The organism is Actinoplanes sp. NPDC051470 (genome assembly GCF_040682035.1).
Classification (GTDB): Bacteria; Actinomycetota; Actinomycetes; order Mycobacteriales; family Micromonosporaceae; genus Actinoplanes.
Map to the genome: position 1 here is coordinate 134,398 of NZ_JBFBAA010000015.1, position 13,546 is coordinate 147,943.

Below are 13,546 nucleotides of genomic sequence, written 5' to 3' on the forward strand. Positions count from 1 at the left end.
CTCTCTAAGGGGATGTGTCCATATCGCGACGGTGTCCGCAATGGACCAGGCTGCACGGACACGGCGTCCGTCCGATCGCGAGAAACCTTGCCAACGTGAAGCTTCCTAGGTCAAGCCGCCTGGTCACGGGGAGCGAGACAAAGATCTCACATAGTGGTTGGAATCTTGGTACTAATGCGTTACGGCTTGCGCACTTACCGTTGTCAAGGTCATATTCGTGCACGTCAAAGCGACGGTTTCGCGCACTCGTTCACTGAGCGGATGTTTGCCATTCCACACAGTAGGATGTTTCGGGCTGACGCCGGACTTCCCAAACGCATTGCGCGTCTGATGAAATCGCGGCCGTGCCGCGTGTTGCACGTAGCTGTCCACAGCCGCCGGAAAGGCCCGGGCCACCGGCGTCGGGTGGGTGAAGAGCTGTGGGGATGACCTGCGAGGAGATGTCGTGAGCACCGGTTCTTCGACCCAGCCTGCGACCACCCCGGCACCGGCCGCGCGGCCGCGCCGGGGTCTGCCGAGGCTTCGGGACGCGCGGATCCGCACGAAGCTGGCGCTGATCCTTTTCGTCCCCCTGGCCGCCGTGCTCACCCTCGGCGTGATCCGGCTCTACGACGTCGGAAACCAGGCCGTCGACGCCCGTGAGGTCGAGAATCTCACCCGGCTTTCCGCCGATGTGTCCGACCTGACCCACGTTCTGCACAACGAGCGGATGGCCGCCGCCAAATACCTCGCCGAGGCCCGGACGCCCAAGGACGATTACAACGCGGCGATCGCGCAGAGCGACATCCGGATCCGTCAGTACCAGGCCGATCGCCGCGAACTGGACAATGTGCCGGCGTCGGTCGGACAGCGGCTGACCCGCATCGACGACGACGTGCGCACGATGGACATCACCCGGACCCGGGTGTCCGAACGCGACAAGATCTCGGTCACCGAGGCCGTCCTGCGGTACGGCGTGATCGTCACCGACCTGGTCGGCTACGGCGAGGCGCTGGGCCAGTTCGCCGGCGACGGCGCGGTCGGCGACGACCTGCGCGCGGTGAACTCCTTCGCCAAGGCCAAGGCCGGCACCGCCGAGCAGGAGGCGATCGCGTACGCCGCCCGCGTGCAGGGCGACATCAGCGACGAGCAGAAGGCCTCGTTCATCGCCACCCAGACCAGTCAGCAGGAAGCGCTGCTCAGCTTCTCGGTGGTGGCCTCACCGGCCGACCGGGCGCTGGTCGACTCCACGGTCACCGGTGACGCCGTCAACCTGGCCGACGCGGTGGCGATCCGGCTGGCCCGCGGCGACACCGTTCAATACCCCGAGATCCTGCAGACCTTCGGCGCCGTCGTCGACCTGATGCGCTGGGCCGAGCGGCGGCTCGAGAGCCAGGCCATCGCCGGCGCCGCCGACGAGACCTCGACCATCGGCCGCCGGGCCGCCGTCGAGGGTGGCCTGGTCCTGCTCGTGCTGCTGATCGCCATCGCGCTGGCCATCGTGCTGGCCCGGTCGCTGATCCTCTCGCTGCGCCGGCTCCGTGAGGGCGCGCTCAGCGTGGCCCACCGTGACCTGCCGGAGGCCGTGGCCCGGCTCCGTGACGTCCGCAACCTGGGCGACGGCGGCGCCGACGACATCGTCAAGCAGATGCGCGACCCGATCCAGCTGCACAACCGCGACGAGGTCGGCGAGGTCGCGACCGCGTTCAACACGGTCCACCGCGAGGCGGTGCGGATCGCGGCCGAGCAGGCCGCCCTGCGTACCAGTGTCTCGGCGATGTTCCTCAACCTGGCCCGCCGCTCGCAGAGCCTGGTCGACCGGATGATCGGCGAGCTCGACACGATCGAGCGCAGCGAGGAGGACCCCAAGCGCCTCGCCCAGCTGTTCGAGCTCGACCACCTGGCCACCCGGATGCGCCGTAACGACGAGAACCTGCTGGTCCTGGCCGGTGCCGACTCCAGCGCGCCGCGCCGCGAGGACGCCCTGCTGGTCGACGCGCTGCGCGCCGCGCAGTCCGAGGTGGAGCTGTACAACCGCGTCGAGTTCGGCACCGTCGACACCGACATCTCGATCGCCGCGATCGCCGTCAACGACGTGGTCCGGCTGGTCGCCGAGCTGCTCGACAACGCCACCCGGTTCTCGCCGCCGAACACCATCGTGGTCGCCGACGGCCGGCGCATCCGCGACTACGTGGTGATCCAGGTCGAAGACCGCGGCCTGGGCATGTCCGACGAGCAGATGGGCCAGCTCAACACCCGGCTGGCCGAGCCGCCCAGCGTCGACGTGGCCGCGTTCCGGCTGATGGGCCTGGCCGTCGTCGGCCGCCTGGCCAGCCGCTACGGCATCCGCGTCGAGCTGCGCACCAACGTCGAGGGCGGCACCATCGCCCAGGTCACCCTGCCGAGCACCATCGTCCTGCTGCCGCACCGGTCGATCGACGGCCCGATGGACCGGGGCATGCCCCAGCTCGACCGCGGCATGCCGCAGTTCGACCGCGAGATGCCCCCGGCCGACCGCGGGATGCCGGGCAACGTCGCCTCGCTGCCCGGCCGCTCCGGGATGGTCTCGCTGCCGCCGATGGAGGAGCCGTCGTGGCGGGCCGAGCTGCCGTCGCCGTCACACCCGGCGCTGCCGCAGATGCCGTCGCAGCGTCCGCCGTCCGAGCCGATGCCGTCCCGGTCGCCGATGCCGTCGGCGTCGCCCACCACCGACCGGCCGCCGCTGCCCACCCGGACGGTCCAGCCGATCGGGTCGGCGCCGTCCGGCCCGCCCGCCGCACCCAAGCACGTGCCGGCCGCCCCGCCGAACAGCTGGAGCGACCCGACCCGGGCGTTCCCGGCGGTCCAGCCGGCCTCGCCGGACATCCAGGTCGCGGTCGGTTTTGTCACCCCCGACGGCCGCAAGGTCCCGCCGCCCGACCGGCCGGCCAGCCCGAACCCGTCCGGGTGGGGCGCCGCGCTGGCCGCGATGCCGGCCGTGCCGCCGCCGCCCGCGCCGCCGGAGGCCGACGACCGGGCCGAGGCGCCGATCTTCCTGCAGATGCAGGCCAGCTGGTTCCGCACCCACGAGGGCACCGGCGACCCGAACGACTGGGGCATGCCCACCGCCGGGTACGCCCCACCGCCCAGCGCCACCTCGCCGGCCCCGGCGATGGCCGGCGCGATCTCCGCGCCGCCGGCCGCACCCGCTTCCGCTCCGCCCGCTCCGGCTGCCCGGCCGTTGTCGACTCCGCCTGTTCCGGCTGCTCGCCCGGCGCAGACGCCACCCGTTTCCGCCCCGGCTGCTCGCCCGGCGCAGACGCCGCCCGCTCCGGTTTCCCGCCCGGCGCAGATGCCCGGATCGGATCTGCCCCGGAGGGATGTGCCCGGAAGCGGTTCCGGGCAGAATGGACCGCGATCGGTGCCGGCCGGCACCGACCACGGCGGATCCTCCGCGAACACTCGACCGGATGAACCGGGCGAGGAAAGGTGGCGTACCGCCGCCGATGAAGGATGGCAGCGGGCGATGGCCGCGGCGGCACCCACCGACGGTGGCCAGACCCGCTCCGGTCTTCCGAAGCGGGTACCCCAGGCACAACTCGTCCCTGGTGGCGTGCAGAGCGGTCCACGTATGGAGAACCGGCGTAGTCCGGACGAAGTGCGCGGCCTCCTCTCCGCATATCACCGTGGCGTGCAAAGAGGGCGTACGGCCGGCGGTGCCGAGGCCGGCACGGGCGCCCCTGCTCCTAAGGAGAACTGACAAGTGACCAGGCCCCCCACCATGCAGGACATGGGCTGGCTGCTCAGCAACTTCGCGGACAGCGTCGCCGGCATTGCACACGTCGTCGCCGTTTCCGCGGACGGGCTGTTGCTCGCCTCCTCCCGCGACCTGCCGACCGACCGCGCCGACCAGCTCGCCGCGATCACCTCCGGCGTGGTCAGCCTGACCGAGGGCGCGTCGCGCATGTTCAGCGCCGGCGAGGTCCAGCAGACCATCATCGAGATGGACAGCGGATACCTGTTCCTGATGTCCATCAGCGACGGTTCCTCGATGGCCGTTCTGGCCGCGCGCAGCTGTGACGTCGGCCAGGTCGGCTACGAGATGGCCCTCCTGGTCGAACGGGTCGGCGCCGCCCTCGTGCCCGCGCCCCGCGAGACCGTCGGCCACCAGGCCTGACGGACCCCCGCACCCACAATCGACGAGGGAGGTGACCGATGGGGCAGCCCAGGCAATCGCACGATCCGCGGGGAAACTTGGTCCGTCCCTACGCGGTCACCCGCGGCCGGACCGAGCCGCAACGGGACATTCCCATCGAGGCTGTCCTGGTCGCCAGCCAGGCCAACGTGCAGGAAGCCCGGTTCGCCGGGCACGACAAATATCGCATCGCGCTGCTGTGTGAGCCGAGGGCCCAATCCCTGGCCGAGATCGCGGCGTACCACCGGCTACCGCTGGGGGTCGCCCGCGTGCTCGTCGCCGACATGGTCGCCGACGGACTGCTGGCGTTGCACAGTGCCGCTCCCAGACAAGGATTCGCGGAGCGGATGGATCTGCTGGAGAGGGTGTTGAGTGGACTTCGCAAGCTCTGAGCGGGCGGGGGCGCAACCCAAGGAGATCACCTCCGCGAAGATCGTGATCGCCGGCGGCTTCGGCGTCGGCAAGACGACTCTGGTCGGTGCGGTCTCCGAGATCGAACCGCTCACCACCGAGGCGGTGATGACGTCGGCCAGCTCGGGCGTCGACGACGCGTCCAAGGTGCCCGGCAAGGAGACGACCACGGTCGCCATGGACTTCGGCCGCATCACGATGGCCGACGACCTGATCCTCTACCTGTTCGGCACGCCCGGCCAGACCCGGTTCTGGTTCATGTGGGACGAGCTCATCCGGGGTGCCGTCGGCGCCGCGGTGCTGGTCGACACGCGCCGCATCTCGGACGCGTTCGCCCCGCTCGACTACTTCGAGAACCGGCACCTGCCCTACCTGGTCGCCCTGAACTGCTTCGACGGCGCGCCGCGGTACGAGCCGGAGGAGGTCCGCGAGGCCCTCGCCATCGCGCCGCACGTGCCGCTGATCATGTGTGACGCCCGCCACCGCGACTCGGTCAAGGCGGTCCTGGTCGGCGTCGTCGAACACGCGATGGCCACGCTGGTCGAGGAACAGGGCCGAGGCTTCCCCACGCCGGTCGGCTGACATCCGCCACCTTCCGGGACATCAAGGTCACAATCTTGATGTCCCGGGTTCGTCGTGGACCAGACCGTCGCTCCCGCCGGAGACCGGTCGCTGCGCTCCCTGCCAGGTGCGTGAGTGGCTGAGCTGTGTCCGCTGCGCGGACTGAACCCCACGCTCGCTGCGCTCGCTGTCGCGCCCTCGCCGCCCGCGCCAGCTCGAAGGCCCTCTTACGGGGTTGATCTTGATGGGTTGATCTGAAGAGGGAGCGTCAGGGGGCCAGGCGGTAGCCGCGCTTGACGACCGTCTGGACGATGCCGGCGGTGCCGAGGCCGGCTCGGAGGCGGGCCACGGCCATCTCGACCGCGTGCTCGTCGGCGCCTCGCGGGAGCATGTGCAGCAGGGCGGCCCGGGAGAGGACCTTGCCGGGGGTGGCGGCCAGCGCCCGGAGGACGGCCATCGGGGCGGGGGCCAACGGGCGCAGTTCGCCGTCGAGGATGGCGGCGTGGCCGCGGAGGGTCAGCGAGTGGCCCGAGATTTTGATCGTGCGGGCGCGTTTCGGCAGCTCCTCGACGATGGTGCGGACCAGAGCGCTCAACCGGGCCCTGGGCGGGGCGACCACCGGCACGTCGCGGCTGCGGAGCGGGGCGGCGGTGACCGGGCCCACGCAGGCGGCCAGCACGTCGGTGCGGAAGGCCGCGAGGATGTTGTCGCACTCGGGGCCGGCGGCGCGCAGCAGGGCGCCCACCGCGGGGGCCGAGGTGAAGGTCACGGCGTCGACCAGGCGGGCCGAGACCAGGTCGACCAGTCGGTGCAGCGGCGCCGGGTCGGTGGGCGGGGCCCAGCGGTAGACCGGGACCTCGATCACCCGGGCGCCGGCCGACTGGAGGGTCTCGGTGTATTCGGGCTGGGACTCGCCGTGCAGCTGGATGGCGATCGTCAGGCCGGCCAGGCCACGGCCGCCGAGGTGGTCGAGGATCTCGTCGAAGCTCTCGCCCTCGGGGGCCCACTGGTCCTGCAGGCCGGCCGAGCGGACCGCCGCCCTCGCCTTGGGGCCGCGGGCGACCAGGTAGGCCCGGGACAGCGCCGCGCGCAGCGGGTCGGCCAGGCCCCAGCCCTCGGCCGCCTCCAGCCAGCCGCGCATGCCGATGCCGGTGTTGACCAGCACCACGTCGGGTGGGGTCTCCAGGCAGGCCCGGGTGGCGGCGCGCAGCTCGGCGTCGTCGGCGATCGGGACGATGCGCAGCGCGGGGGCCAGCACGACCCGGGCGCCGCGACTCTCCAGCAGCCCGGCCAGCTCGTCCCGCCGGCGGTCGGCGGTCACCCCGACGGTGTAGCCGGACAGTGACGCCGTCGGCTCGGCCAGGGCCGAGGCGGCGATGACGGCGCGTCTGGATCCCCCCGTGCGCTCCGTCATCCCATACGCATTTCGAAAAGCCGCGGCGTGGCCGAACGGTCCACCGAAGGGCACGCTCGGAGATCGCCGTCCTCAGCGTCGACCCGCTCCCATGTCACGCCTGCGTTCTCCGCCGTACCTCCGACCGGCACACGCCGCGGCTTCTCCAGACCGGGCCGAAGCCCGGCCTTCACCGTCAGGTCCGTCCTCAACCCTGACGGTGGTTCCTGGGTGATGCCGCTGCCCACGACGGCTGTGGGGCCGGAGCCGCACCGCGTCGTCGAGCCATCCGCATCACGTGCCATGCGGAGAGCGTGCCGCCGGTCAATTTCGGCTTCGCGTCCCATTTGTTTCGAGCATGCAAAGACGCATCGACCCCTGGCCGGCCCTCCCGGGTGACCCGCTGCCTGACGGTGTTGGGCCTGCGGCTATGCTATAGAAGTCTGTTTTCCCGGTCCTAGCGGCGGAGTTCGAGGGCATCGTCACACCCGCCCTAAGGCCGCCCGTTTTGACCGCGGCGCGCACCGACGGGTATTGTTGCCTGCTGTTGTGCGACAGCTGCCGGCGTACCCGCGGGTACGCTTGATGGTCGAGCTTGCTGCGACCAGCGCGCGCTTCCCAGAACCGACGACGAGACAAGGTATTTCTGTGCGTACGTACAGCCCGAAGCCGGGTGAGATCGAGCGTCAGTGGCACATCATCGACGCGTCGGACGTCGTCCTGGGCCGCCTGGCAACCCACACCGCGACCCTTTTGCGGGGGAAGCACAAGCCGACCTTCGCGCCCCACATGGACACCGGCGACTTCGTGGTGATCATCAACGCGGGCAAGGTGGCTCTGACCGGCAACAAGCGGCAGACCAAGGTTGCCTACCGGCACTCCGGTTACCCGGGCGGCCTCAAGCAGATCGGCTACGAGGAGCTGCTGAGCAAGCGCCCCGAGAAGGCGATCGAGCTGGCCGTGAAGGGCATGCTCCCGCACAACAAGCTGGCCCGGCAGATCATCAAGAAGCTGAAGGTCTACCCCGGTGCCGAGCACCCGCATGCGGCCCAGCAGCCCAAGCCGTTCGAAATCATCCAGGTCGCGCAGTGAGCGCGGGAGAAGGCAGCAGCATGTCCGACGTTATCGAGCCCGAGGTCGTCGAGACCGTCGAGGCGCCCGCTGAGGCGGTCGCCGAGACGGTCGTCGTGGTCGAGACGCCCGCGCCGGCCCCGGTCCGTGCCCCGCGTCCCGGTGACCGTCCCATCCAGACCGTCGGCCGCCGCAAGGAGGCCATCGTCCGGGTCCGACTCGTTCCCGGCAGCGGCAAGATCACCTGCAACGGCCGTGATATCGAGGCGTACTTCCCGAGCAAGGTGCACCAGCAGCTGATCCGCGAGCCGTTCGTGACCACCGAGAAGGCCGAGACCTTCGACGTCATCGCCAACCTGCGTGGCGGCGGCATCACCGGGCAGGCCGGCGCGCTGCGCCTCGGCATCGCCCGGGCCCTGATCACCAACGAGCCCGACGACCGGCCCGCGCTGAAGAAGGCCGGCTTCCTCACCCGTGACTCGCGGGTCAAGGAGAGCAAGAAGTACGGCCTCAAGAAGGCCCGTAAGGCTCCGCAGTACTCGAAGCGCTGATCTTGCGCCTCGGCTGACCGAACGGCCGGGTGCGGCCCCTCTCGCCAGGGGACGCGCCCGGCCGTTTCGTGTTTTCTCCGACCCTGACCACTGACGCAAAGGAAGCCGCCATGGGGCGTCTCTTCGGCACCGACGGCGTACGCGGACTCGCGAACGGCGACCTCACCCCCGAACTCGCCCTCTCGGTCGCCATCGCGGCCGGGACGGTGCTGGTCGAGAGCGACGCCAGCCACCAGCCGCTGGCCATCGTCGGCCGTGACCCGCGGGCCAGCGGCGAGATGCTGGAGGCGGCGGTGGTGGCCGGGCTGACCAGCGTCGGCGCGAACGTGGTCCGGGTCGGCGTGCTGCCGACGCCGGCGGTCGCCTTCCTGGTCGGGCAGGCCAACGCCGACCTGGGTGTGATGGTCTCGGCCTCGCACAACCCGATGCCGGACAACGGCATCAAGCTGTTCGCGGCCGGCGGGCAGAAGCTGCCGGACGACCTGGAGGTGCGGATCGAGGCGGCCATCGCCGACGGGCACGGCCTGGTCGGGCGGCCCACCGGCGGCGACATCGGCCGGGTGCACGACCTGCTGGACGGCGCCGAGCACTACGTGAAGCACCTGGTGTCGTCGCTGCCGCACCGGCTCGAGGGCATCAAGGTCGTGGTCGACTGCGCGAACGGCGCGGCCAGCGAGGTCGGCCCGGACGCCTACCGGGAGGCGGGCGCCGAGGTGATCGAGATCTTCGCCGAGCCGGACGGCCTGAACATCAACGACGAGTGCGGCGCGACCCACCTGGAGGCGGTCAGTGAGGCCGTCGTGCGGCACGGCGCCGACCTGGGCATCGCCCACGACGGTGACGCCGACCGCTGCCTGGCCGTGACCGCCTCGGGTGAGGTCGTCGACGGCGACCAGATCATGGCCATCCTGGCCCTGGCCATGCGCGACGCCGGCACGCTGGCCGACAACACGCTGGTCGCGACCGTGATGAGCAACCTGGGCCTGCGCCTGGCCATGAAGCGGGAGAACATCCGGCTGATCGAGGCCAAGGTCGGCGACCGGTACGTGCTGGAGGAGCTGGCGGCCGGCTCGTTCTCGCTGGGCGGCGAGCAGAGCGGTCACATCGTGATGCCGGCCTTCGCCACCACCGGCGACGGCGTGCTGACCGGGCTGCACCTGATGGCCCAGATCGCCTCGTCCGGCAAGTCGCTGGCCGACCTGGCGTCGGTGCTGCACACGCTGCCGCAGGTGCTGATCAACGTGAAGGTCGCCGACCGGGCCGCGGGCGCCGCCGCCCCGACCGTGCAGGCCGCCGTGGCGCTGGCCGAGGAGGAGCTGGGCGAGACCGGGCGGGTGCTGCTGCGCCCCTCCGGCACCGAGCCGCTCGTCCGGGTGATGGTCGAGGCCGCCACCGAGGAGCAGGCCCGCTCGGTGGCCGAGCGGATCGCCGAGGACGTCCGCGCGGCCAGCCCCGCCTAGACCTTCCGCAGCCGCCGCGCCGCCTCGTCGATCACGTCCTCGCGCTTGCAGAAGGCGAATCGGATCAGGTGGCGGCCGGCGTCCTGGTGGTCGTAGAAGACCTGGGTGGGCACGGCCACCACGCCGCACCGGGCGGGCAACGACCGGCAGAAGTCGGCGCCGTCGGTCCCGCCCAGCGGCGTGATGTCGGCGGTGACGAAGTAGGTGCCCTCGGACGGCAGCACCCGGAAGCCGGCGTCGGCCAGCCCGGCCACCAGCCGGTCCCGGCGGGACTGGAGGCTGTCCCGGAAGCCGGTGAAGTAGGCGTCCGGCAGGCCCAGGGCCACGGCCACCGCGGGTTGCAGCGGGGCCGCGTTCACGAACGTCAGGAACTGCTTGACCCGCTGCGCGGCGGACACCAGGGCGGTCGGCCCGGTGGCCCAGCCGATCTTCCAGCCGGTGCACGAGAAGGTCTTGCCCGCCGACGAGATGCGCAGCGTGCGCTCACGCATGCCGGGCAGCGTGGCCAGCGGGACGTGCGGGCCGGACGCGTCGGTGAAGACCAGGTGCTCGTACACCTCGTCGGTCACCGCGTACACGTCGTGCTCCTGGCACAGCGACGCGATCAGGGTGAGCTCGTCGCGGGTGAAGACCTTGCCGGTCGGGTTGTGCGGCGAGTTCAGCAGCACCAGGCGGGTCCGCGGCCCGAACGCCGCCCGCAGCTCACCCTCGTCGAACGCGTACCGCCCGTCCGGTCCGGGCCGCAGCGTGACCGGCCGCCGCACGGCTCCGGCGAGCGTGATCGACGCCGCGTACGAGTCGTAGTAGGGCTCGAAGCACACCACCTCGTCGCCGGTCTCGCACAGCCCGAGGATGCTCGCCGCGACCGCCTCGGTGGCGCCCGCCGTGACCACCACCTCGGTGTCCGGGTCGGTCGCGAGCCCCCAGAACCGCTGGTCGTGGTCGGCGATCGCGTGCCGCAGGGCCGGGATGCCGGCCAGCGGCGGGTATTGGTTCGCTCCGCCGCGCAGCGCCTCGGCCGCCGCCGCCAGCATCTCGGGCGGCCCGTCGGTGTCGGGGAAGCCCTGCCCGAGGTTGATCGACCCGGTGCTGAGCGCCAGCGCCGACATCTCGCTGAAGATGGTGGTCCCGAACGGCCGCATGCGCGCGACCAGCTGATCCGCCGTCACGCCCGGAAGCCTACGGTGCTACCCGCCGATGAGCGCCTTCGTGCAGGTGACCGAGGCGAACGCGCCGGTCTTGGAGCTTTTCACGACCTCTTTGCCGTCGACCAGCGCCCGGCAGCTGATGTCGCCCTCGTCGCCGGAACCCCGCACCGCGACCACCGAGACGAAGGCGGCGCCGTCCATCGTCGTGCTGAACTTCCACGGCAGCTTCGGCTTGCTGATCGTCTTGGGCCCGTCGCTGATGTTGGCGAAGTAGACGATGTCGATCGGCCCGTCGCCGCGGACCTCGTAGGTCACCTTGACCTGCTTGCCCGAGTCGGGCCAGCCGGGGAGGTCGGGCAGCGTCGGGACGGTGGTCGGCAGGTCGGGGATGTCGACCGGGTTGGACGGCAGGGCCGGCAGCGTCGGCTTGGTGATCGGCTCGACGATCTCCTTGGCCTTGTCGGTCGCCTGCTGGTAGATCAGCACGCCGGCCGTGGCCACGCCGCCACAGAGCAGCAGGCTGACCGCGAGGATCACCGCGACGATGGGCAGGTTGCTCCGGCGCGGTGGCCGTGGCGGCGGCGGGGGCGGCCCGGGCGGCGGCCCGTAGTCGGGCTGGAACTGTGACGTCGGGGGCTGGTAGGGCGGGACGGACGCCGAACCGGGCTGGTAGCCCGTGGAGTCGGGTCGTGCCCATGGCGAGCCACCGGCGGCCGGGGTTGTGGGATAGGGAACGTCCGGCGGTTCGTTGCTCACGTCGTCTCCCGGGAGGCACGGGGGGTGACCCGAACGGTACACCGAGCCGCAAAGCCACCTCCGAGCTGACCGAACGGCTATTTCAATCACGTACGATGCGCGAAAGTACTCGTCTTGCGCATGACGCGTGAGCGAAAGTCGGATACGCTGCCCCACATGTGTGGGATCGTGGGTTACGTCGGTAATCGCCCGGCGCTCAGTATCGTGCTCGACGGATTGCGGCGGCTGGAATACCGCGGATATGACTCCGCGGGTGTGGCCGTCATCGACGCCGGTGCCGTGCGGACCGAGAAGCGGGCCGGCAAGCTGGCCAACCTCGAGAAGGCGCTGGCCGAGCGCACCAGCGACGGTATCGCATCGGGTCCGACGGCCATCGGGCACACCCGATGGGCCACGCACGGTGGACCGACCGACCGCAACGCGCACCCGCACCTCTCGGCCGACGGCCGGGTGGCGGTGATCCACAACGGCATCATCGAGAACTTCTCCCGGCTGCGGGCCGAGCTCGAGGCGACCGGCGTCGAGTTCCTCAGCGACACCGACACCGAATGCGCCGCCCACCTGCTCGCCGCCGAGATGCGCACGGTGCGCGAGAGCGGCGTGGCCGACGGCCCGGCCCTGCTGGCCGAGGGCATGCGCCGCACCGTGCGCCGGCTGGAGGGCGCCTTCACGCTGCTCGCGGTCGACGTCGAGGTGCCCGACGCGGTGGTCGCCGCCCGGCGCAACTCGCCGCTCGTGGTCGGCCGCGGCGACGGCGAGAACTTCCTGGCGAGTGACGTCTCGGCGTTCATCGAACACACCCGCGAGGCGATCGAGCTGGGTCAGGACCAAGTCGTCCTGATCACCCCGGCCGGCATCGAGATCACCGACTTCCTGGGCACGCCGGCCACCGGCAAGGAGTTCCACGTCGACTGGGACGCCGCCGCCGCCGAGAAGGGCGGCTACGACTACTTCATGCTCAAGGAGATCGCCGAGCAGCCGCAGGCCATCGCCGACACCCTGCTGGGCCGGCTCTCCGACCGCGGCGAGATCGTGCTCGACGAGGTCCGGCTCACCGACCAGGACCTGCGCGACGTCGACAAGGTCTTCATCGTGGCCTGCGGCACCTCGTACCACGCCGGCATGGTCGCCAAGTACGCGATCGAGCACTGGGTGCGCATCCCGTGCGAGGTGGAGCTGGCCAGCGAGTTCCGCTACCGCGACCCGATCCTGGACCGCTCGACCCTGATGATCGTGATCAGCCAGTCCGGCGAGACCATGGACACCCTGATGGCCCTGCGCCACGCCAAGGAGCAGAAGGCCCGGGTGCTGGCGATCTGCAACACCAACGGCTCGACCATCCCGCGTGAGTCGGACGCCGTGCTCTACACGCACGGCGGCCCCGAGATCGCGGTGGCCTCGACCAAGGCGTTCGTCACCCAGCTCGTGGCCTGCTACCTGATCGGCCTCCACCTGGCCCAGATCCGCGGCGTGATGTACGCCGACGAGGTCGCCGCCGTGGTCGACCGCCTCCAGCAGACCCCCGACCAGTTGCGTGAGCTGCTGGCCGGCATGGAGGACGTCCGCGCCCTGGGCCGCGAGCTGCGGACCGCCTCGACGCTGCTCTTCATCGGCCGGCACGTCGGCTTCCCGGTGGCCCTGGAGGGCGCCCTGAAGCTCAAGGAGCTGGCCTACATGCACGCCGAGGGCTTCGCGGCCGGCGAGCTCAAGCACGGCCCGATCGCCCTGATCGACGAGGGCACCCCGGTGGTCTGCGTGGTGCCGTCGCCGGCCGGTCGCGGCGTGATCCGCGACAAGGTCGTCTCGAACATCCAGGAGGTGCGGGCCCGCGGCGCCCGCACCATCGTGATCGCCGAGGAGGGCGACGACACGGTCAGCGCGTACGCCGACCACCTGATCGTCGTGCCACGCACGCCCACCCTGCTCGCCCCGCTGATGACCACGGTGCCGCTGCAGATCCTGGCCTGCGAGATCGCCGCCGCCCGGGGCCACGACGTCGACCAGCCGCGCAACCTGGCCAAGTCGGTCACCGTCGAGTAGCA

Annotated in this window: 11 protein-coding genes; 8 read left to right on the forward strand and 3 right to left on the reverse strand. The window is 71.1% G+C overall.

The features are described from left to right. Window positions 1–445 precede the first annotated feature (445 nt). Genes AB0M54_RS25980 through AB0M54_RS25995 form a run of 4 tightly spaced genes read left to right on the forward strand, consistent with a single transcriptional unit; the run spans window position 446 to window position 5,146 of the window. Window positions 446–3,718, forward strand: a complete 3,273-nt coding sequence (locus AB0M54_RS25980; RefSeq protein WP_364318525.1) for a nitrate- and nitrite sensing domain-containing protein — start codon at window positions 446–448, stop codon at window positions 3,716–3,718. A gap of 3 nt (window positions 3,719–3,721) precedes the next feature. Continuing rightward, window positions 3,722–4,135 carry a roadblock/LC7 domain-containing protein gene (locus tag AB0M54_RS25985; protein ID WP_364318527.1) on the forward strand — a complete coding sequence of 138 codons (414 nt, stop codon included), beginning with the start codon at window positions 3,722–3,724 and terminating at the stop codon, window positions 4,133–4,135. A 38-nt stretch (window positions 4,136–4,173) separates the two neighbouring features. Next, the gene (locus AB0M54_RS25990) at window positions 4,174–4,545 is read left to right on the forward strand and encodes a DUF742 domain-containing protein (protein WP_364318528.1); all 372 of its coding nucleotides are present in this window, start codon (window positions 4,174–4,176) and stop codon (window positions 4,543–4,545) included. After that, window positions 4,526–5,146, forward strand: coding sequence for an ATP/GTP-binding protein (locus tag AB0M54_RS25995; protein ID WP_364318530.1), 621 nt, complete (start codon window positions 4,526–4,528; stop codon window positions 5,144–5,146). The genes AB0M54_RS25990 and AB0M54_RS25995 overlap by 20 nt, the downstream gene beginning before the upstream one ends. Window positions 5,147–5,393: 247 nt before the next feature. Here the strand turns inward: AB0M54_RS25995 and AB0M54_RS26000 are convergent, their stop codons facing one another. Further along, window positions 5,394–6,539 (reverse strand): uroporphyrinogen-III synthase, encoded by a 1,146-nt coding sequence (locus AB0M54_RS26000; protein WP_364318531.1) that lies wholly within the window; start codon window positions 6,537–6,539, stop codon window positions 5,394–5,396. 627 nt (window positions 6,540–7,166) lie between these two features. On the opposite strand from AB0M54_RS26000, the gene rplM reads away from it, so the two are divergent. From rplM to glmM, 3 genes are all read left to right on the forward strand, one after another. Continuing rightward, a complete protein-coding gene (gene rplM / locus AB0M54_RS26005) occupies window positions 7,167–7,610 on the forward strand; it encodes a 50S ribosomal protein L13 (protein ID WP_364318533.1) in 444 nt (147 codons plus the stop codon). Window positions 7,611–7,630: 20 nt separating this feature from the next. Next, window positions 7,631–8,140, forward strand: a complete 510-nt coding sequence (rpsI, locus tag AB0M54_RS26010; RefSeq protein ID WP_364318535.1) for a 30S ribosomal protein S9 — start codon at window positions 7,631–7,633, stop codon at window positions 8,138–8,140. A gap of 110 nt (window positions 8,141–8,250) precedes the next feature. Next, on the forward strand, window positions 8,251–9,600 hold the full coding sequence (gene glmM, locus AB0M54_RS26015; protein WP_364474192.1) for a phosphoglucosamine mutase: 1,350 nt from the start codon (window positions 8,251–8,253) through the stop codon (window positions 9,598–9,600). On the opposite strand, the gene AB0M54_RS26020 is transcribed toward glmM, so the two are convergent. Continuing rightward, a complete protein-coding gene (locus tag AB0M54_RS26020; protein WP_364318539.1) occupies window positions 9,597–10,769 on the reverse strand; it encodes a pyridoxal phosphate-dependent aminotransferase in 1,173 nt (390 codons plus the stop codon). The two genes, glmM and AB0M54_RS26020, sit on opposite strands and share 4 nt — an antisense overlap. An 18-nt stretch (window positions 10,770–10,787) precedes the next feature. Beyond that, window positions 10,788–11,504, reverse strand: a complete 717-nt coding sequence (locus AB0M54_RS26025) for an MmpS family transport accessory protein (protein WP_364318541.1) — start codon at window positions 11,502–11,504, stop codon at window positions 10,788–10,790. A 156-nt stretch (window positions 11,505–11,660) separates the two neighbouring features. Here AB0M54_RS26025 and glmS point away from each other — a divergent pair, with 156 nt between their 5' ends. Continuing rightward, the gene (glmS, locus tag AB0M54_RS26030) at window positions 11,661–13,544 is read left to right on the forward strand and encodes a glutamine--fructose-6-phosphate transaminase (isomerizing) (protein WP_364318543.1); all 1,884 of its coding nucleotides are present in this window, start codon (window positions 11,661–11,663) and stop codon (window positions 13,542–13,544) included. Window positions 13,545–13,546 lie beyond the last annotated feature (2 nt).

What these genes read in the sequence shown, in the direction of transcription:
- glmM (WP_364474192.1), top strand. Translation starts at nt 8,251, where the DNA reads ATGGGGCGTCTCTTCGGCACCGACGGCGTACGCGGACTCGCGAACGGC.
- AB0M54_RS26000 (WP_364318531.1), bottom strand. Translation starts at nt 6,539, where the DNA reads ATGACGGAGCGCACGGGGGGATCCAGACGCGCCGTCATCGCCGCCTCG.
- glmS (WP_364318543.1), top strand. Translation starts at nt 11,661, where the DNA reads ATGTGTGGGATCGTGGGTTACGTCGGTAATCGCCCGGCGCTCAGTATC.
- AB0M54_RS25990 (WP_364318528.1), top strand. Translation starts at nt 4,174, where the DNA reads ATGGGGCAGCCCAGGCAATCGCACGATCCGCGGGGAAACTTGGTCCGT.
- rpsI (WP_364318535.1), top strand. Translation starts at nt 7,631, where the DNA reads ATGTCCGACGTTATCGAGCCCGAGGTCGTCGAGACCGTCGAGGCGCCC.